General features: G+C 71.2%; 16 protein-coding genes. 7 read left to right on the top strand and 9 right to left on the bottom strand.

The annotated features are described in order from the left end of the window. Window positions 1-214: 214 nt before the first annotated feature. Together ACIBNA_RS01560 and ACIBNA_RS01555 are read right to left on the bottom strand one after the other, a co-directional pair. Window positions 215-1,465, bottom strand: a complete 1,251-nt coding sequence (locus ACIBNA_RS01560; RefSeq protein WP_399163258.1) for an Ig-like domain-containing protein — start codon at window positions 1,463-1,465, stop codon at window positions 215-217. 276 nt (window positions 1,466-1,741) lie between these two features. Next, window positions 1,742-2,074 carry a hypothetical protein gene (locus ACIBNA_RS01555; RefSeq protein ID WP_399163257.1) on the bottom strand — a complete coding sequence of 111 codons (333 nt, stop codon included), beginning with the start codon at window positions 2,072-2,074 and terminating at the stop codon, window positions 1,742-1,744. 109 nt (window positions 2,075-2,183) lie between these two features. On the opposite strand from ACIBNA_RS01555, the gene ACIBNA_RS01550 reads away from it, so the two are divergent. After that, the gene (locus ACIBNA_RS01550; protein ID WP_399163256.1) at window positions 2,184-2,498 is read left to right on the top strand and encodes an LPXTG cell wall anchor domain-containing protein; all 315 of its coding nucleotides are present in this window, start codon (window positions 2,184-2,186) and stop codon (window positions 2,496-2,498) included. Between the two features lie 87 nt (window positions 2,499-2,585). Here ACIBNA_RS01550 and hutH read toward each other — a convergent pair whose 3' ends face one another. From hutH to ACIBNA_RS01535, 3 genes are all read right to left on the bottom strand, one after another. Continuing rightward, complete coding sequence (gene hutH / locus ACIBNA_RS01545; RefSeq protein ID WP_399163487.1) at window positions 2,586-4,154, bottom strand: histidine ammonia-lyase; 1,569 nt, start codon at window positions 4,152-4,154, stop codon at window positions 2,586-2,588. Between the two features lie 96 nt (window positions 4,155-4,250). Beyond that, a complete protein-coding gene (locus ACIBNA_RS01540; protein WP_399163255.1) occupies window positions 4,251-5,402 on the bottom strand; it encodes a diguanylate cyclase domain-containing protein in 1,152 nt (383 codons plus the stop codon). A 197-nt stretch (window positions 5,403-5,599) separates the two neighbouring features. Further along, on the bottom strand, window positions 5,600-6,400 hold the full coding sequence (locus tag ACIBNA_RS01535; RefSeq protein ID WP_399163254.1) for an enoyl-CoA hydratase/isomerase family protein: 801 nt from the start codon (window positions 6,398-6,400) through the stop codon (window positions 5,600-5,602). Window positions 6,401-6,615: 215 nt separating this feature from the next. Here ACIBNA_RS01535 and ACIBNA_RS01530 point away from each other — a divergent pair, with 215 nt between their 5' ends. Continuing rightward, entirely contained in the window at window positions 6,616-7,284 is a 669-nt protein-coding gene (locus ACIBNA_RS01530) for a hypothetical protein (RefSeq protein ID WP_399163253.1), read from the top strand. Between the two features lie 37 nt (window positions 7,285-7,321). On the opposite strand, the gene ACIBNA_RS01525 is transcribed toward ACIBNA_RS01530, so the two are convergent. Both ACIBNA_RS01525 and ACIBNA_RS01520 read right to left on the bottom strand, forming a co-directional pair. Continuing rightward, window positions 7,322-8,425, bottom strand: coding sequence for an adenylate/guanylate cyclase domain-containing protein (locus ACIBNA_RS01525; RefSeq protein WP_399163252.1), 1,104 nt, complete (start codon window positions 8,423-8,425; stop codon window positions 7,322-7,324). A gap of 300 nt (window positions 8,426-8,725) precedes the next feature. Next, window positions 8,726-9,598, bottom strand: coding sequence for a biotin--[acetyl-CoA-carboxylase] ligase (locus tag ACIBNA_RS01520; RefSeq protein ID WP_399163251.1), 873 nt, complete (start codon window positions 9,596-9,598; stop codon window positions 8,726-8,728). A gap of 110 nt (window positions 9,599-9,708) precedes the next feature. Between ACIBNA_RS01520 and ACIBNA_RS01515 the strand changes: the two genes are divergently transcribed. The 4 genes from ACIBNA_RS01515 to ACIBNA_RS01500 all read left to right on the top strand — a co-directional run bounded on the left by ACIBNA_RS01515 (window position 9,709) and on the right by ACIBNA_RS01500 (window position 12,423). Then, window positions 9,709-11,310, top strand: a complete 1,602-nt coding sequence (locus ACIBNA_RS01515) for an acyl-CoA carboxylase subunit beta (RefSeq protein ID WP_399163250.1) — start codon at window positions 9,709-9,711, stop codon at window positions 11,308-11,310. A gap of 43 nt (window positions 11,311-11,353) precedes the next feature. Further along, window positions 11,354-11,563: an acyl-CoA carboxylase epsilon subunit gene (locus tag ACIBNA_RS01510; protein WP_031132777.1), complete on the top strand. Its 210-nt coding sequence runs from the start codon at window positions 11,354-11,356 to the stop codon at window positions 11,561-11,563. Between the two features lie 78 nt (window positions 11,564-11,641). Then, window positions 11,642-11,770, top strand: coding sequence for a morphogenic membrane protein MmpB (gene mmpB, locus ACIBNA_RS01505; RefSeq protein ID WP_010045609.1), 129 nt, complete (start codon window positions 11,642-11,644; stop codon window positions 11,768-11,770). A gap of 32 nt (window positions 11,771-11,802) precedes the next feature. Next, entirely contained in the window at window positions 11,803-12,423 is a 621-nt protein-coding gene (locus tag ACIBNA_RS01500) for a Maf family protein (protein WP_399163249.1), read from the top strand. Here ACIBNA_RS01500 and ACIBNA_RS01495 read toward each other — a convergent pair. Next, window positions 12,392-12,868: a hypothetical protein gene (locus ACIBNA_RS01495; protein ID WP_399163248.1), complete on the bottom strand. Its 477-nt coding sequence runs from the start codon at window positions 12,866-12,868 to the stop codon at window positions 12,392-12,394. The genes ACIBNA_RS01500 and ACIBNA_RS01495 overlap by 32 nt on opposite strands. A gap of 346 nt (window positions 12,869-13,214) precedes the next feature. Here ACIBNA_RS01495 and ACIBNA_RS01490 point away from each other — a divergent pair, with 346 nt between their 5' ends. Further along, entirely contained in the window at window positions 13,215-14,990 is a 1,776-nt protein-coding gene (locus ACIBNA_RS01490) for an acetyl/propionyl/methylcrotonyl-CoA carboxylase subunit alpha (RefSeq protein ID WP_399163247.1), read from the top strand. A gap of 485 nt (window positions 14,991-15,475) precedes the next feature. Here the strand turns inward: ACIBNA_RS01490 and ACIBNA_RS01485 are convergent, their stop codons facing one another. Continuing rightward, window positions 15,476-16,450 (bottom strand): DeoR/GlpR family DNA-binding transcription regulator, encoded by a 975-nt coding sequence (locus ACIBNA_RS01485; RefSeq protein WP_399163246.1) that lies wholly within the window; start codon window positions 16,448-16,450, stop codon window positions 15,476-15,478. Between the last annotated feature and the right edge of the window lie 51 nt (window positions 16,451-16,501).

Below are 16,501 nucleotides of genomic sequence, written 5' to 3'. Positions count from 1 at the left end.
AGTATGCCGAGGGGTGATCAGGTGCTCAATAGGTGAGAGGAAGGTAAGAGATCCGTCGGCAGGCTGTTACACGGCTGCCGGAACTCCGTTACAGGGCTGGACGATTGCGCACGCGTGTTCTCCTTGACACAAGAGACGGGGAGAAGACGGAAGCCGCCGCCCGCCCCGGGATCGGGGCAGGGCGGCGGCTCCCTTACGTGCAGCTACGGGGTCGTCAGACCGCCGAACCGGCCTTCCAGTCGGCCCAGCTCATGTTCCAGCCGTTGAGCCCGTTGTCCGGCGCGACGGTCTTGTCGCCGGTGTTCTCGACGACCACCACGTCACCGATCATCGAGTTGTTGTAGAACCACGCGCCCGGGGTGTTCGGGTCGTCGGCGCCCTTCGCGTCCTGGAGGCCGACGCAGCCGTGGCTCGTGTTCACGTTACCGAAGATGGACTTCGCGCCCCAGTAGTTGCCGTGGATGAAGGTGCCGGAGCTGGACAGGCGGATGGCGTGCGGCACGTCCTTGATGTCGTACTCGCCCTTGCCGTCGTCGTCCGTGAAGCCCACGGTCGCGCCGTTCATGCGCGTCTCCTTGAACTTCTCGGACATCACCATGATGCCCTGGTAGGTCTTGTTCTCCGGCGAGCCGGCGGAGATGGGGATCGTCCGGACGACCTTGCCGTCCTGCGTGATCTTCATCTGCTTGGTCTTCGCGTCGACGTACGAGACCTGGTTGCGGCCGACCTTGAACGTGACCGTCTTCTGCTGGACGCCGTAGACGCCCTCGGCACCCTCGACACCGTCGAGCGCGAGCTTCAGCGTGACGGTGGAGCCTTCCTTCCAGTAGTCCTCGGGACGGCAGTCCATGCGGTTGGCGTTGAACCAGTGGCAGGCGACCTCCTGGCCGCTGGTCGTGCTGACCTTGACGCCCTTCTGGACGGCGGCCTTGTTGGTGATCGCCTTGTCGAAGTTGATCGAGACCGGCATGCCGACGCCCACGGTGGTGCCGTCGTCCGGGGTGAAGTTGCCGATGAAGCTGTTGGCGGGGGAGACCGTGGTGAACGAGGCGTTCTCGTGGGCGACGCGGCCCTCGGAGTCCTTCGCCTCCGCCGCCAGCTTGTAGGTGGTGGAGCGCTCCAGCTGCGTGCTGGGCTTCCAGCTGGTCTTGTCGGCGGATATCTCGCCGCTGACCTCCGCGCCGTCGGACGTCGTCATCTTGACGCTCGTGAGCGTGCCCTTGCTCACGGTGACGGCGGCGGAGTTGTTGATGGAGGCGTTGTCGGAGCCGTCCTCGGGCGTGATCTTGATCTGGGCCTTGGAGGCCTTCTTGGCCGCGGCCTCGTCGACCTTCGACTGGGAGCTGTCGCCGCCGTCGCCCCCGGAGGCGCTGTCACCGCCGCCGGAACAGGCCGAGAGCACCAGCACTCCGCCGAGCAGTGCGGACGCGACCGTCAGGCCCCTGCGCCGCTTACTGACCCTCATCACACGCTTCTCCATCGTTGCCGATTTGCCCAAAACCCCGAGTGTCCCCGTCGAAGTCCAAGTGCCCCTGTCAGGACTCGTGAGTCCTCACCCAGAACTTTCAACGCTACGACCGGTTCGTCCGGTTCCCCATGTCGCGCACGTGTGGGGATCACCACGTCCGCGCCCGCCCGCGGCGAACGGGCGCGGACGGTGCGGATCAGGCCGGTGCGCCGCTTGAGACGCCAAGACCCCGGACGACGGTTGCCGCCCGGGGTCACTATTTTCCCAAGTGCCTCAGTTGTCACTGTCGTCGTCGACATCATCCTCGTCGAGGTCCCACTCCGGCGAATCGGGGTCGTAGTCGATCCGCTCGCTGCTCCAGCCGGCCTGCTGGAGCTCCACCCCCGGCACCTGGCTGACCAGGTCGAAGGGGTCCACGAGGTACGCGAGGGCCTCCGCCGTGTCTTCCGTCACAGCGCCCTCGGCGTGGACTCGTTCCGCCGCCGGCATCCCACCGTCGTCGGCGATCCGGCGCAGCGCGGCCTTGGTGATCCCGTCCGCGTCCTCGATTTCGAGAACGAGTTCCACCCGAAGCCGGACAAAACGTGATGTCTCTGGAGTGCTCATGGCGCGAGCGTACGTCGAGGACCTCCCGTGACTTTCCCGTGACCCGCGACTTTCACTAACATCGCCCCACACGGCCAATTCGCCAGCGCCACAAGGGGATCGATATTCCGTGTCATCCGCTCGCCGTCCGTTGCTGACCGCCACTGCCGCGGCGACCCTGCTGGGCGCCCTGTGGTTCGTCCCGTCCGCCAACGCGACGTCGGACTCCCCGGTGAGAGACGCGGTCGCGGCGAGCCCGTCGCCGCAGGTCGCGGAGCAGGCGCGGATCGCGGCCACGACCGCGGGCGACACCGTCACCGGCACCCGCCTCGCCGACACGGGCAGCTTCGACAGCACGCCGTACGTCCTCGGCGGCACGCTCTTCCTCACGCTGGGCGCGGGCTTCGTCGCGTACTCGGTCCGCCGGGAACGGCTCGGCTTGTGACGTCACCCGGCCGGGGCCCTGTCGCACGGCAGGGCCCCGGCCGGTCTTCTCCTGCTGAAACGCAGTCCTTCTCTTACTGAAGCGCGTCTACTGAAGCGGGCCGGTGACCGTCTGCACCGCTGCCAGCAGCCGCCCGTCGCGCACGAACGCGTCCGCCGCGGCCAGGTCGGGCGCCAGGAACCGGTCCGGTCCCGGGCCCTGAACTCCCGCTTCCCGCAGGGCGTCGATGACCGCCCGCGTCGCGGGCGCCGGGGTCAGTCCCTCGCGCAGTTCGATCGCGCGTGTGGCGGCGTACAGCTCGACGGCCAGGACCCGGGTGAGGTTGTCGACGGCCGTGCGCAGCTTGCGCGCCGCCGACCAACCCATCGAGACGTGGTCCTCCTGCATGGCGGAGGACGGGATCGAGTCGGCGGACGCCGGTACGGCGAGCCGCTTCAGCTCGCTCACCAGCGCGGCCTGGGTGTACTGAGCGATCATCAGGCCCGAGTCCACACCGGCGTCGTCGGCGAGGAACGGCGGCAGGCCGTGGCTGCGGTTCTTGTCGAGCAGCCGGTCGGTGCGCCGCTCGGCGATCGAGCCGAGGTCGGCGACGGCGACGGCGAGGAAGTCCAGGACGTAGGCGACCGGCGCCCCGTGGAAGTTGCCGTTGGACTCCACACGCCCTCCCCCAGTGCCGAAAGCCTGGGAGGTGCCCCCAGGCAGCACGACCGGGTTGTCCACCGCGGAGGCCAGCTCACGGTCGGCGACCAGCCGGGCGTGGGCCATGGTGTCCCGCCCGGCCCCGGCGACCTGCGGGGCGCAGCGCACCGAGTAGGCGTCCTGGACGCGCGGGGCGTCGTCCTGGTGATGGCCGGTCAGCCCCGAACCCTTCAGCACCGCCAGCATGTTGGCGGCACTGGCGGCCTGCCCCGGGTGTGGCCGGATGGCGTGCAGCTCGGGGGCGAGGACCTTGTCGGTGCCGAGCAGGGCCTCCAGCGACAGGGCGGCCGTGACGTCGGCGGACCGGTAGAGCGTGTCCAGGTCGGCCAGGGCCATGACCAGCATGCCGAGCATGCCGTCGGTGCCGTTGAGGAGGGCGAGGCCCTCCTTCTCGCGCAGTTCGACCGGCTGGATGCCGTGCGCGGCGAGGAGTTCGGCGGCCGGGCGCACGGCACCGTCGGGGCCCTCGGCGTCCCCCTCGCCCATGAGCGCGAGCGCGCAGTGCGACAGCGGTGCGAGGTCGCCGGAGCAGCCGAGGGAGCCGTACTCGTGCACGACCGGGGTGATACCGGCGTTGAGGAGGTCGGCCATGGTCTGCGCGACCTCGGGACGTACGCCGGTGTGTCCGGAGCAGACGGTCTTCAGCCGCAGGAACATCAGGGCGCGTACGACGTCCCGCTCTACCCTCGGCCCCATGCCGGCGGCGTGCGAGCGGACGATGTTGCGCTGGAGCTGTGCGCGCAGCTCCGGGCTGATGTGCCGGGTCGCCAGGGCCCCGAAGCCGGTGCTCACGCCGTACACGGGGTCGGGCTTGGCCGCCAGCGCGTCCACGATCTCGCGGGCCGCGGCGAGGGCGGCCACGGCCTGCTCGGAGAGCTGGACGCGGGCGCCGCCGCGCGCCACGGCGAGCACGTCGGACGCGGTCACCCCGGACGTCCCCACCACCACAGTGTGCATATCCATATTCAGGAGCGTACGCAGTGAATTCGATGATGTCATCACTGGGGGCGGGGTTCGCCCCTTACCGATATGTCACACCGCCCGGGGCTCGTGTCAGGGCGCGTGCCGGCCCCGGAACCGCCTGCGCTCGCCGTCGGCCTCCTGGGGCGGCTCGTCCGCGAGCCGCATCACGGGATCGTCGGGCCCGGCCCGCCCGGCGACGACCGGCCGGGTGGCCCGCTCGGCCTTCGCCCGGTACTGGGCCGCGTCGGCGAGCCGGAACAGCCGGCGGGCGGAGCTCACGGGCCCGATCGGATCCTCGGTGCAGGCGACCCCGCAGGCCACACCGTCCCCGAGCTCCAACTCCGCCGCCCGGCGGCACAGTTCACCGGCCGCCTTCACGACCTGGTCGGCGGGCGACCCGACCGCGAGCAGACAGAACTCGTCCCCGCCGAGCCGTGCCGCCAGGGCCCCCGGCAGCATGGCCCCGCACAGCGACAGCACGGAGCCGAAACGCTCCAGGAGCCGGTCGCCGGCGGCGTGCCCGTGGGTGTCGTTGACGCGCTTGAGCCCGTTCAGATCGCAGACGACGAGGCTGACGACGGCTCCGTCCCTGCGGTGCCGCTCGATCGCCTGCTCCAGGCGTACGTCGACGGCACGGCGGTTGGCCAGTCCCGTCAGCGCGTCGGTGAACGCGAGGCGCCGGGCCTCCTCCAGCCGCTCGGTCTGGGCGATGCCGGCGGCAACGACGGCGGCCAGGACGGTGGCGAAGTCGGCGTCGGCCCGCTCGAAGACGGGCTCCCCGACCGGCCGGGCGACGTACAGCTCGCCCCAGGCCCGGCCGTGCAGCACGATGGGCGCGACCACGCAGCAGCCGCGGCCACGGCGGCGCAGGGCGGCGACGCGCTGGTGGCAGTAGCCGGGACGCCGCCCGGCGGCGGGCCCCTCGGCCGTCTCCACCCAGGCGTCCGGCTCCCCGCCACCGGCCCACTGCTCGTGCAGGAACTCGGTGATCTCCGCGAACTGGTGCACCGGGTAGGACTCGTCCTCCGGGAACTCCTCCTCCCCGTCGGCCAGCTCACCGACGTTCACGAGGACCTTCAGCCGCCCGAGCTCCCGCTCCCACACCGACAGCGCGGCAAAGCTCCCGCCCAGCGCCCGGCACGCCCCGACAGCCGCCGCACGCCACGCCTCACGCGACCCGTGCGCGGCCGCCATCCCCTGAGCCAACGCGACGACAGCCACGAGCCGTCTGTCCTCACCCATCACCCCAGGCTAGGCAGTTTCCAGCCATTTGGTTCTGTTGACGGGGCGAACGGGGAGAACGAAGCCGCCCAGCTGCGAACACGGTCCCGCCTGGCTGCGGGCCGCCGGTCCCGCCTGGCTGCGGGAGTCGTGCCGCCGGGCTGCGGACCCACCCGGCCCCGGCCCCCACGCCGAGCACCCAGCAACCAACCCTCAGCTCACTCCCCCGGCCACTGCGGCCTCCGCTTCTCATTGAACGCAGCGACCCCCTCCGCCCGATCCCCCGAAAACGCCACAGCCCGCCAGGCCGCATCCTCCACCTCAAGCCCGGCCCGCAGATCCAACCCCTGCCCCAACCGCAACGCCCGCTTCGCCGCCCGCAACCCCACAGGCGAATTCCCGGCGATCCGAGCAGCCAGCGCCAACGCCGACTCCCGATCCCGCCCCTCCTCCACCACCTGATCGACCAGCCCCAACTCCCCCGCCTCGACAGCCTCCACCCGCCGCGCCGAGAAGATCAGCTCAGCCGCCCGCGCCGCCCCCACCCGCCGCGGCAGCAACTGCGTGCCCCCGCCCCCGGGAATCACCCCCACCGACACCTCCGGCAACCCCACCACCGCCGTCCGGTCCGCCACGATCACGTCACACGCCAGCGCAAGCTCGAACCCGCCCCCCAGCGCGAACCCGTGCACCGCCGCCACCGTCGGCACCGGCAACTCCAGCACCCCGGTGTACGCCCCCCGCGCCACCGGCCGCTGCCGCACCAGCTCCACATCACTGAACGAGTTCCGCTCCTTCAGATCGGCCCCGACACAGAACGCCCGCTCATGCGTCGAGGTCAGGACGACCACCCGTACGTCCCGGTCCTCCCCCAGCGCCGCACACGCCCCGGCGATGGACCGCGCCATCTGCGTCGACACCGCGTTCATGGCCTTGGGCCGGTCGAGGACGAGCTCCGCGACATGCCCCTGCTCATGCCGCCGCACCAGCACGAACTCCCCGAACCGTTCCTCACTCATGACACCCTCCGGTTAACGCGGGTTAACAACCTCACCGCCCCGATCATCGCAGCCCCACCCCACCCGCGAAAGAGCGGACGCGTCCGGTTCCCGCACCCCCACCCCGCCCACCCGTTCGGGTGACATCACCCCAACTCGGGTCCGATCGCCCATGGGAGCGCATAGCGTGCATCCGCCGCGGCGCACTGGGGGCGCGTGCGTACCGGGGAGGAACCATGACGACGACGAACACGCCGGCGAAGCCGCAACGGGACACGCCTTACGCACCAGGCAGGCCCTGGGAACCGGCCACGCCCTACGAACCGGACCCGACGGAAACAGGCCCCTCGTCCCCCCGCTCCCGAGGCCGGCACCGCAAGCCCCGCCCCCGCAAGGCCCTGCTCGCCGCCGGCGGCCTCGTCCTGGCAGCCGGCGCCCTGAGCCTCGTACGCCTGACCTCCGGCCCCGGCACCGACAGCGTCGGCACCGTCGAGGCCGAGCCCGGCCCGGGCCCGGTCTCGACCGGCACGGACGAGGCCGCGAACACCGCCGCCGCCCCCGAGGCGAGCCCCTCGTCGCCCGCCGCCCTGGGCGGCCTGACCCCGTCGCCGGGCACCCGTGGCCCGGCCGCCGCCGCGCCCACCCCGTCCGAGTCCCTGTCCATCGACACCCGAGGGGCGGATACGGCAGCGACTCTCCGGCCCTCGACCACCACCGACACGACAAATCCCCCGGCTCCGACGGCAGCGGGCAACGGCAAGGCCCCACGCCCGGCCCCGACCACGCCCCTACCGCCGAACCGGGCCGCACCCGCCCCGGCACCCGAGCCCGAAAAGCCGAAGAAACCACACGACCCGGGCCTGTGCGTGCCGGTCATCGACCTGTGCGTGGACCCGCCGGGCTGAGAGCCCCGGCCGGTCGGAAACCCGCGGTCGGCCCCCGTCAGCCGCTGTCCCGCCGCGTGAGCAGCCACGGCTCCACGACGCCCAGCCCACGCACCGGCCGCTGCCACATCGGCTGCAACGCGAACCGGTACGTCGGCGGCTCCTCGCCCTCCTTCTCCGCCGCCGCGGCCTCCTCGGCCGCCTCCGCCTCCGAGGACGGGGCGTCCTGCATGCGGATCAGCTCCTCGGCGAAGGCGGTGTCGACGAGTACGGCGTCCTTCGGTGCTATCGAGGTGAGCCGGGAGGCCAGGTTCACGGTCGTACCGAAGACATCACCCATACGGGTGGTCACCGTGCCGAACGCCATGCCGACGCGCAGCTCCGGCATCGTCTCGTCGTGCGCCATGGTCTCGATCAGCCGCAGGGCGATCTCGGCGGCCGTGCCCGCGTCGTCGGCGGCGTACAGCACCTCGTCGCCGAGGGTCTTGATCAGCCGGCCGCCGTTCGCGGCGACCAGGTCGGCTGCGGTGGTCTCGAAGGCCTCAACCAGCTCGCCGAGCTCCTCCTCCTCCATCCGGCGGGTCAGTCGCGTGAACCCGACCAGATCGGCGAAGCCGACCGCGAGCCGCCGGTCCACCATCTCCTCGTCGTCCGCGGCCTGCACGACCCGTCCGGCCGAGGCGGCGAGCTGCCGCCGCCAGACGTAGACCAGGAACTCCTCCAGCTCGGGCAGGAGCAGCTCGACGATCGGGTACGTCACCTCGGTGCGCGTCATGCCCGGCTCGGGCGGCTCGGTCAGCCCCTCCAGGAAGGAGTCGATCTGCCACTCGGCGAGCCGCGCGGTGGTCTGCCCGGTGGACCGGGCCACCTGTACGGCCATCGCCTCGCTCAGCAGCCCCGCCTCGACGAGACCGGCGAGGCGCCGCAGTGCGAGTACGTCCGCCTCCGTGAGCGCCTTGGCCTGCCCGATGTCGGCGAAGCCCATCGCCCGCCAGAAGCGGGAGGCCAGTTCCATGGAGACGCCGGCGCTGCGGGCCGCCTGGAACGGGGTGTAGCGGCGCTCGGCCCCCAGGATCAGCTGTTCCAGACGCAGGGCGAGCGGATCCTCGCCGGGGTCGGCGCCCTGCGCGTCCGTGCCGGAACCCGAGTCGTCGACGGTCACGCGTGCTGCCCTTCCGATCTGTCACGGTCATGTATCGACCGGCCTCAACTCTACGGCAGGTGTGCGCCAGCTCACTCCGTTAGGTCCAGCGGAGGGGTGAGGTGCCCGGCGTTTGCTTGGCACTCGGCGTTGGCGCCCCGGCCTCCCTGGGGGCTGCCGCCCCCAGACCCCCGCTTCGGCCTGAACGGCCTCGTCCTCAATCGCCGGACGGGCTACCCAGCTGCGGGCAGTCGTGCCGCTCGGGGCGGCACGGGCGGGGCAGCGGCACCCCGCAGCGCCGGGCTGCGCAACGCCCCGACCTCAGCCTCGGGCAGGCCGCAAGTGGACGATGTCCCCGGCACCGACAGGCTCCTGCACCCCCTCCCCCGTAGCCAGCACCAACCGCCCGTCCCCGTCCACCGCAACCGCTTCCCCCATCACGGCCCGATCCCCCGGCAACTCCGCCCGCACTTCCCTGCCGAGCGTCGCGCACCCCGCCGCATACGCCTCGTGCAACCCGCAGGCACCCGCGTCACCCCCCGCGGCACGCCACTTCCCGTACCACTCCTCCAGAGCCCGCAGCACCCCCCGCAACAGCGGATCCCGGTCCGTGCTCACGGCCCCGGCCAGCCCCAGCGACCCCGCCGTAGGCACGGGCAGCTCGTCCTCCTTCAGCGTGACGTTGACACCGACCCCGATGACGACACCGTCGTCGCCCGCCCGCTCCGCCAGAATCCCCCCGGCCTTGCGCTCCTCACCCCGCACGGTGACCAGCAGGTCGTTCGGCCACTTCAGCGCCGTGTCGACACCTGCCGCCCGCGACAACCCCGTCGCCACCGCGACACCCGTGAGCAGCGGCAGCCACCCCCACCGCGCCACCGGCACCTCGCTCGGCGTGAGCAGCACGGAGAAGAACAGGCCGGAGCGGGGAGGCGCGGTCCACTGCCGGTCCAGACGCCCGCGCCCGGCCGTCTGCTCCTCGGCGACGAGCACCGCGCCCTCGGCCGCCCTGCCCTCGGCCGCCCGGGCGACCAGGTCGGAGTTCGTGGAGCCGGTGCGCTGGACCACGTCCACCTCGGACCACAGCCCGCCCTCACGCACCAGCCCCCGGCGCAGGGCGGTGATGTTGAGGGGCGGACGGTCCAGGTCCGACCACCGGCTACCGTTCGGCTCTGATGCATCTCGCGGCGTCATGCAAGCCACCCTAGGTGTGGTAAACGCCGCACTGCCGAAGCGGAGGCACCCCACTAGTCTACGGATGAGTAACCGTCCCCCCTTTTGAGCAGGCAGGGAGCCGCATCCCGATGTCCGAGCCGGAAGAGCAGCAGCCTGATATTCACACGACCGCGGGCAAGCTCGCGGATCTGCAACGCCGCATCGAGGAAGCGACGCACGCCGGCTCCGCACGCGCGGTCGAGAAGCAGCACGCCAAGGGCAAGCTGACGGCCCGTGAACGGATCGAACTCCTGCTGGACGAGGGCTCCTTCGTCGAGCTGGACGAGTTCGCCCGGCACCGCTCCACCAACTTCGGCCTCGACAAGAACCGGCCGTACGGGGACGGGGTCGTCACCGGTTACGGCACCGTCGACGGCCGCCCGGTCGCCGTGTTCTCGCAGGACTTCACCGTATTCGGCGGGGCCCTCGGCGAGGTATACGGGCAGAAGATCGTCAAGGTCATGGACTTCGCCCTGAAGACCGGCTGCCCGGTCATCGGCATCAACGACTCCGGCGGCGCCCGGATCCAGGAGGGCGTCGCCTCCCTCGGTGCCTACGGCGAGATCTTCCGCCGCAACACCCACGCGTCGGGCGTCATCCCGCAGATCAGCTTGGTCGTCGGCCCGTGCGCGGGCGGGGCCGTCTACTCCCCCGCCATCACCGACTTCACGGTCATGGTCGACCAGACCTCGCACATGTTCATCACCGGGCCCGACGTCATCAAGACCGTCACCGGCGAGGACGTCGGCTTCGAGGAGCTGGGCGGAGCCAGGACCCACAACTCGATGTCCGGCGTCGCCCACCACATGGCGGGCGACGAGAAGGACGCCATCGAGTACATCAAGCAGTTGCTGTCGTACCTGCCGTCCAACAACCTCTCCGAGCCGCCGGCCTTCCCCGAGGAGGCCGATCTCGAGGTCACCGACGAGGACCGCGAGCTGGACGTGATCGTCCCGGACAGCGCGAACCAGCCGTACGACATGCACGCGGTGATCGAGCACGTCCTGGACGACGCCGAGTTCTTCGAGACGCAGCCGCTGTACGCGCCGAACATCGTCACCGGCTTCGGCCGGGTCGAGGGCCACCCGGTCGGCATCATCGCCAACCAGCCGACGCAGCTCGCCGGGTGCCTGGACATCAAGGCCAGCGAGAAGGCCGCCCGCTTCGTGCGGACCTGCGACGCCTTCAACGTCCCGGTCATCACGTTCGTCGACGTCCCCGGCTTCCTGCCCGGCGTCGGCCAGGAACACGACGGCATCATCCGCCGCGGCGCCAAGCTGATCTACGCCTACGCCGAGGCGACCGTCCCGCTCATCACGATCATCACCCGCAAGGCCTTCGGCGGCGCCTACGACGTCATGGGTTCCAAGCACCTGGGTGCCGATCTCAACCTCGCCTGGCCCACCGCCCAGATCGCCGTCATGGGCGCCCAGGGCGCGGTCAACATCCTGCACCGCCGCACGATCGCGGAGGCCGAGGCGGGCGGCGAGGATCTGGAGGCGGTTCGCGCCCGGCTGATCCAGGAGTACGAGGACGCCCTCCTCAACCCCTACGTCGCGGCCGAGCGCGGCTACATCGACGCGGTGATCCTGCCGTCCGACACCCGCCGGCACGTCGTACGCGGTCTGCGTCAACTGCGGACGAAGAGGGAATCCCTGCCTCCGAAGAAGCACGGCAACATCCCCCTCTAGCACCGACATCCCCCTCTGGCACCGGCGAGCCCAGGAGGCTCACATGACGATCAAGGTCGTACGGGGCAACCCGACCCCGGAGGAGCTGGCCGCCGCTCTGGCGGTGGTCAGGGCCCGCGCCGCGGCGGCAGCCGCAACGCCGCCCGGCGCGCCGGCCACCCGCGACTCCTGGTCCGACCCGTCCCGCATCGCAGCCCACCGCCTGCCCCAGCCGGGCCCGGCGGCATGGGGCCGCACGTACTGGCCGGGCTGACCCCTAGGGGTGGCGCCTGCGACAAGTTGAGTACTCGTACTCAGGCGCCACCCCGACCCCCGTCCGACGATGGAAGGCATGCTGTGGTCCGACCCCGAGAACGAACCGCCGAAAGAACTGCGGGACACGCAGGACATGCTTCGGCGGCTGGGCGTTCTCATGGCGTTGGCCATGGTGCTGGCGATGATCGTGATCGGCGTGAGGTGAGAGGCGTCAGGTGACGCCGATACGCTGAACGCATGACTGATCAGCCGCGCCGCCGACTCGTCCTCGCCTCCCAGTCCCCCGCCCGGCTCGGACTGCTCCGCCAGGCCGGTTTCGCCCCCGAGGTGATCGTGAGCGGGGTGGACGAGGACGCCGTCACCGCACCCACCCCCGCCGAGCTGGCGCTCGCCCTGGCCGAGGCGAAGGCCTCCGTCGTGGCGGCCCGGCCGGAGGCCAAGGGCGCGCTCGTGATCGGCTGCGACTCGGTGCTCGACCTGGACGGCCGGGCCCTCGGCAAGCCCGCGGACGCCGAGGAGGCCACCGCCCGCTGGAAGGCGATGCGCGGGCGCGCGGGAACACTCCAGACCGGCCACTGCGTCTACGACACGCTCTCCGGCCGCTACGCCTCCGCCACCGCGTCCACCGTCGTCCACTTCGGCGAGCCCACCGACGAGGAGATCGCCGCCTACGTCGCCTCCGGCGAACCCCTCTACGTCGCCGGGGCCTTCACACTGGACGGCCGCTCGGCCCCGTTCATCGACGGCATCGACGGCGACCACGGCAACGTGATCGGCATCAGCCTGCCCCTCGTCCGGCGACTGCTCGCCGAACTGGGCGTCGGCATCACGGAGTTGTGGGAGCCGGCGAAGAAGTGACCGGGGTCCCGTCGCCGCCCGTGCCGTCCTGGGGCGCGGCGTCGGCGGGCTCGGCCGGACGGTCGTACGTCATCAGCAGCAGCACGATCAGGCCGAGTACCAGCATCATGGACAAGAACGCGGGCCAGCCGACGAGTCCCCAGGTGAACGCGCCGAGCAGCCCGTGCACGACCGCCGCGCTGATCAGCAGCACCCGGCCGAAGCCCGCCGCGGGCCGGTCCCGCAGCGCCACCAGCAGGGCGACCAGGCCGCACAGCGCGAAGTAGAGGCCGAAGGCGATCCCGCCGGCCTTCGACGACACGGACATCAGGTGCGGGTCGAGCCCGGCCAGGGACATGTTTTGCCGGTCGACGGCGACGCCGAGGAACCAGTTCAGCGCGGCGATGCCGAGCGCCTCGCCGAACAGCACCACCGCCGCGATCCACGCCACCGGCCTGCGCGCCACCGGGCCCACCCACTTACCCCTAGTACGGTTCGGGACATCGCGAACGCTACTAACCGGTAAACCCTTGGACAAGGGTTCTGCGGCGGGCAAAGAATCATTGGGCCATTCGTAGGGACTCCACAAAGAAACCGAGTGGCCCGCAGCACGTGATGACAGAGACCTTGACCACAGGGGACGGCTAGGGTTTGCCGGAGGAGTACTGCGTACCCGCGGTGCGACAAGGGATTTCGCGGGTCGAGCGAGCCTCGCATCACGCTCCGTGTGGGCAAGCTCACCACTGGGGACGGGTCGAAGTGCCGTGTCGGCAGTCCCTAAACTCGGCTTGTTTCAAGGAGGGAGCCTCATCGTGCGCAAGGTGCTCATCGCCAACCGTGGCGAAATCGCTGTCCGCGTGGCCCGGGCCTGCCGGGATGCCGGCATCAAGAGCGTGGCCGTCTACGCCGACCCCGACCGGGACGCTCTGCATGTCCGCGCCGCGGATGAGGCGTTCGCCCTGGGCGGTGACACGCCGGGCACCAGCTACCTCGACATCGAGAAGGTGCTGAAGGCCGCGCGAGAGTCGGGAGCGGACGCGATCCACCCCGGCTACGGCTTCCTCTCCGAGAACGCGGACTTCGCGCAGGCGGTCCTGGACGCGGGCCTGATCTGGATCGGCCCGCCCCCGCAGGCGATCCGCGACCTGGGCGACAAGGTCGCGGCCCGGCACATCGCGCAGCGCGCGGGCGCCCCGCTGGTGGCGGGCACGCCCGACCCGGTGTCCGGCGCGGACGAGGTCGTCGCCTTCGCCGAGCAGCACGGACTGCCGATCGCCATCAAGGCGGCGTTCGGTGGCGGTGGCCGCGGTCTGAAGGTCGCGCGGACGCTGGAAGAGGTCCCGGAGCTGTACGACTCGGCGGTCCGCGAGGCCGTCGCCGCCTTCGGCCGGGGCGAGTGCTTCGTCGAGCGCTACCTCGACAAGCCCCGCCACGTGGAGACCCAGTGCCTCGCCGACCAGCACGGCAACGTGGTCGTGGTCTCCACGCGTGACTGCTCCCTCCAGCGCCGGCACCAGAAGCTGGTGGAGGAGGCCCCCGCCCCCTTCCTGTCCGACGCGCAGGTGCAGGAGCTGTACTCGGCCTCCAAGGCGATCCTGAAGGAGGCCGGCTACGTCGGCGCCGGCACGGTCGAGTTCCTCGTCGGCAACGACGGCACGATCTCCTTCCTGGAGGTCAACACCCGCCTACAGGTGGAGCACCCGGTCACCGAGGAGGTCGCCGGCATCGACCTCGTCCGCGAGATGTTCCGCATCGCCGACGGCGAGGAGCTCGGCTACGACGACCCGGCGCTGCGCGGGCACTCCTTCGAGTTCCGCATCAACGGCGAGGACCCGGGCCGCAACTTCCTGCCGGCCCCCGGCACGGTCACGACGTTCGCCCCGCCGTCCGGTCCGGGCGTGCGGCTGGACGCGGGCGTGGAGTCCGGGGCGGTCATCGGCCCGGCGTGGGACTCCCTGCTGGCCAAGCTGATCGTCACCGGCCGCACGCGCAAGGAGGCGCTGGAGCGGGCCGCCCGTGCCCTGGAGGAGTTCCAGGTCGAGGGCATGGCGACGGCGATCCCGTTCCACCGTGCGGTGGTGAAGGACTCGGCGTTCGCGCCGGAGGTGCACGGTCAGGACGGGCCGTTCACGGTCCACACCCGCTGGATCGAGACGGAGTTCGTCAACGAGATCAAGCCCTTCGCGGCGGCTGCGGACGCCTTGGAGGCGGACGAGGAGCCGGGCCGCGAGACGGTGGTCGTCGAAGTCGGCGGCAAGCGCCTGGAGGTCTCCCTCCCCGCGTCCCTGGGCATGTCCCTGGCGCGCACCGGCCTCGCGGCCGGCGCCAAGCCCAAGCGCCGTGCGGCGAAGAAGTCGGGCCCCCTCGCCTCCGGCGACACCCTCGCCTCCCCGATGCAGGGCACCATCGTCAAGGTCGCGGTGGAGGAGGGCCAGGAGGTCAAGGAGGGCGACCTGGTCGTCGTCCTCGAAGCCATGAAGATGGAACAGCCCCTCAACGCCCACAAGTCCGGCACGATCAAGGGCATCAGCGCGGAAATCGGCGCGTCGGTGACGTCCGGCGCCGCCATCTGCGAGATCAAGGACTGACGTCGTCGAACGGACGGACGCCTACGGCGCGGCCCCGGAGCGGGGCCGCGCCGGGGTTGTCTCCGTCTCCGCTTGGCTGCGGGCAGTCGTGGCCGCCTAGGGTCTGTCGTTTGGATCAGGTCGCAGGGAAGCGACTGTTCTGCTCGGTGCCGGCGAGCGGGGTCTGGTGCGTGCCTCTGCAAGGCGGAGGAGGGCGTCGACGCGATGGGGGTCCCCCCTTGCTCGAGCGAAGTCGAGAGCTTGGGGGAGTCGACAACCGACGACAACGCCGCAGAGGTGCGTGCCAGACCCCGCGTCCGCGGCGTGATCCAAACGACAGACCCTAGCTGCGGGCAGTCGTGCCGCTTGGGGCGATGGGGGTCCCCCCTGCTCGAGCGAAGCCGAGAGCTTGGGGGGAGGGTGGGCGCAGCGGCACCCCACAGCGCCGGCTGCGGCCCCACCCCGCCCCGGCAACAACACCGAGCACCTGGACTGACGCCCAGCCCTCAACGCCGCCGCAGATCCGCAACCCTGGCCCGCTCCGTCCCAGGACTCTGCTCCCCGAGCATCGAGGCCGGCCGCAACCCACTCCCCGCCCCCGGCACCTGCCTCCGCGGCCCGGGCAACGGCACATCCCGACGCTGCTGACGCGCCGGGACGGCATCACCCCCGGGGCTCCCCGCCCCCGCCGAACCCCCCGGCGCCCCCGCGACAGCGATCTGCACTCCCTGATCGGCAAGCGCCTGAAGCTCCGTCGCCGCACGGTCGTCGTGGGCGGGCGGCTCGTCCGTCACGAGGCGGGTGATGAGATCCGTCGGCACGGTCTGGAACATCGTGTCCGTCCCGAGCTTGGTGTGGTCGGCGAGCACCACGACCTCCGCGGCCGCCTGCACCAGCGCCCGGTCGACCGACGCCGACAGCATGTTGGACGTGGACAGCCCGCGCTCCGCGGTCAGACCGCTCCCGGACAGGAACGCCCGCGACACCCGCAGCCCGTGCAGGGACTGCTCGGCACCACTGCCGACCAGGGCGTAGTTCGAGCCGCGGAGCGTACCGCCGGTCATCACGACCTCGACCCGGTTGGCATGGGCCAGCGCCTGTGCGACCAGCAGTGAGTTGGTGACGACGGTCAGCCCGGGCACCCGGGCGAGCCGGCGTGCCAGCTCCTGGGTCGTCGTACCCGCCCCGACCACGATCGCCTCGCCCTCCTCCACGAAATTCGCGGCGAGGTCGGCGATGGCGGTCTTCTCGGCGGTCGCGAGATGAGACTTCTGCGGAAAGCCGGACTCCCGCGTGAAACCGCCCGGCAGTACCGCACCGCCGTGCCGGCGGTCGAGGAGTCCTTCTGCCTCCAGCGCGCGCACGTCCCGCCGTACGGTCACTTCGGAGGTCTGGACGACGCGGGCGAGCTCACGGAGCGACACAGCCCCGTTCGCTCGCACCATTTCGAGGATCAATTGGCGACGTTCTGCAGCGAACACGAAACTGACAGTAACGCCAGCGACCGTCTGCTTTCAGCAGTTTGCGCTGAA

It is taken from the genome of Streptomyces sp. NPDC050164 (assembly GCF_044459945.1).
Lineage (GTDB): Bacteria > Actinomycetota > Actinomycetes > Streptomycetales > Streptomycetaceae > Streptomyces > Streptomyces coeruleorubidus_A.
Note: the sequence above shows the minus strand (reverse complement) of the source record. Positions and strands in the feature narration are given on the sequence as shown.

Coding starts and splice junctions, on each gene's coding strand:
- ACIBNA_RS01560 (WP_399163258.1), bottom strand. CDS start 1,465: ATGAGGGTCAGTAAGCGGCGCAGGGGCCTGACGGTCGCGTCCGCACTG.
- ACIBNA_RS01555 (WP_399163257.1), bottom strand. CDS start 2,074: ATGAGCACTCCAGAGACATCACGTTTTGTCCGGCTTCGGGTGGAACTC.
- hutH (WP_399163487.1), bottom strand. CDS start 4,154: ATGCACACTGTGGTGGTGGGGACGTCCGGGGTGACCGCGTCCGACGTG.
- ACIBNA_RS01540 (WP_399163255.1), bottom strand. CDS start 5,402: ATGGGTGAGGACAGACGGCTCGTGGCTGTCGTCGCGTTGGCTCAGGGG.
- ACIBNA_RS01535 (WP_399163254.1), bottom strand. CDS start 6,400: ATGAGTGAGGAACGGTTCGGGGAGTTCGTGCTGGTGCGGCGGCATGAG.
- ACIBNA_RS01530 (WP_399163253.1), top strand. CDS start 6,616: ATGACGACGACGAACACGCCGGCGAAGCCGCAACGGGACACGCCTTAC.
- ACIBNA_RS01520 (WP_399163251.1), bottom strand. CDS start 9,598: ATGACGCCGCGAGATGCATCAGAGCCGAACGGTAGCCGGTGGTCGGAC.
- ACIBNA_RS01515 (WP_399163250.1), top strand. CDS start 9,709: ATGTCCGAGCCGGAAGAGCAGCAGCCTGATATTCACACGACCGCGGGC.
- ACIBNA_RS01510 (WP_031132777.1), top strand. CDS start 11,354: ATGACGATCAAGGTCGTACGGGGCAACCCGACCCCGGAGGAGCTGGCC.
- mmpB (WP_010045609.1), top strand. CDS start 11,642: ATGCTGTGGTCCGACCCCGAGAACGAACCGCCGAAAGAACTGCGGGAC.
- ACIBNA_RS01500 (WP_399163249.1), top strand. CDS start 11,803: ATGACTGATCAGCCGCGCCGCCGACTCGTCCTCGCCTCCCAGTCCCCC.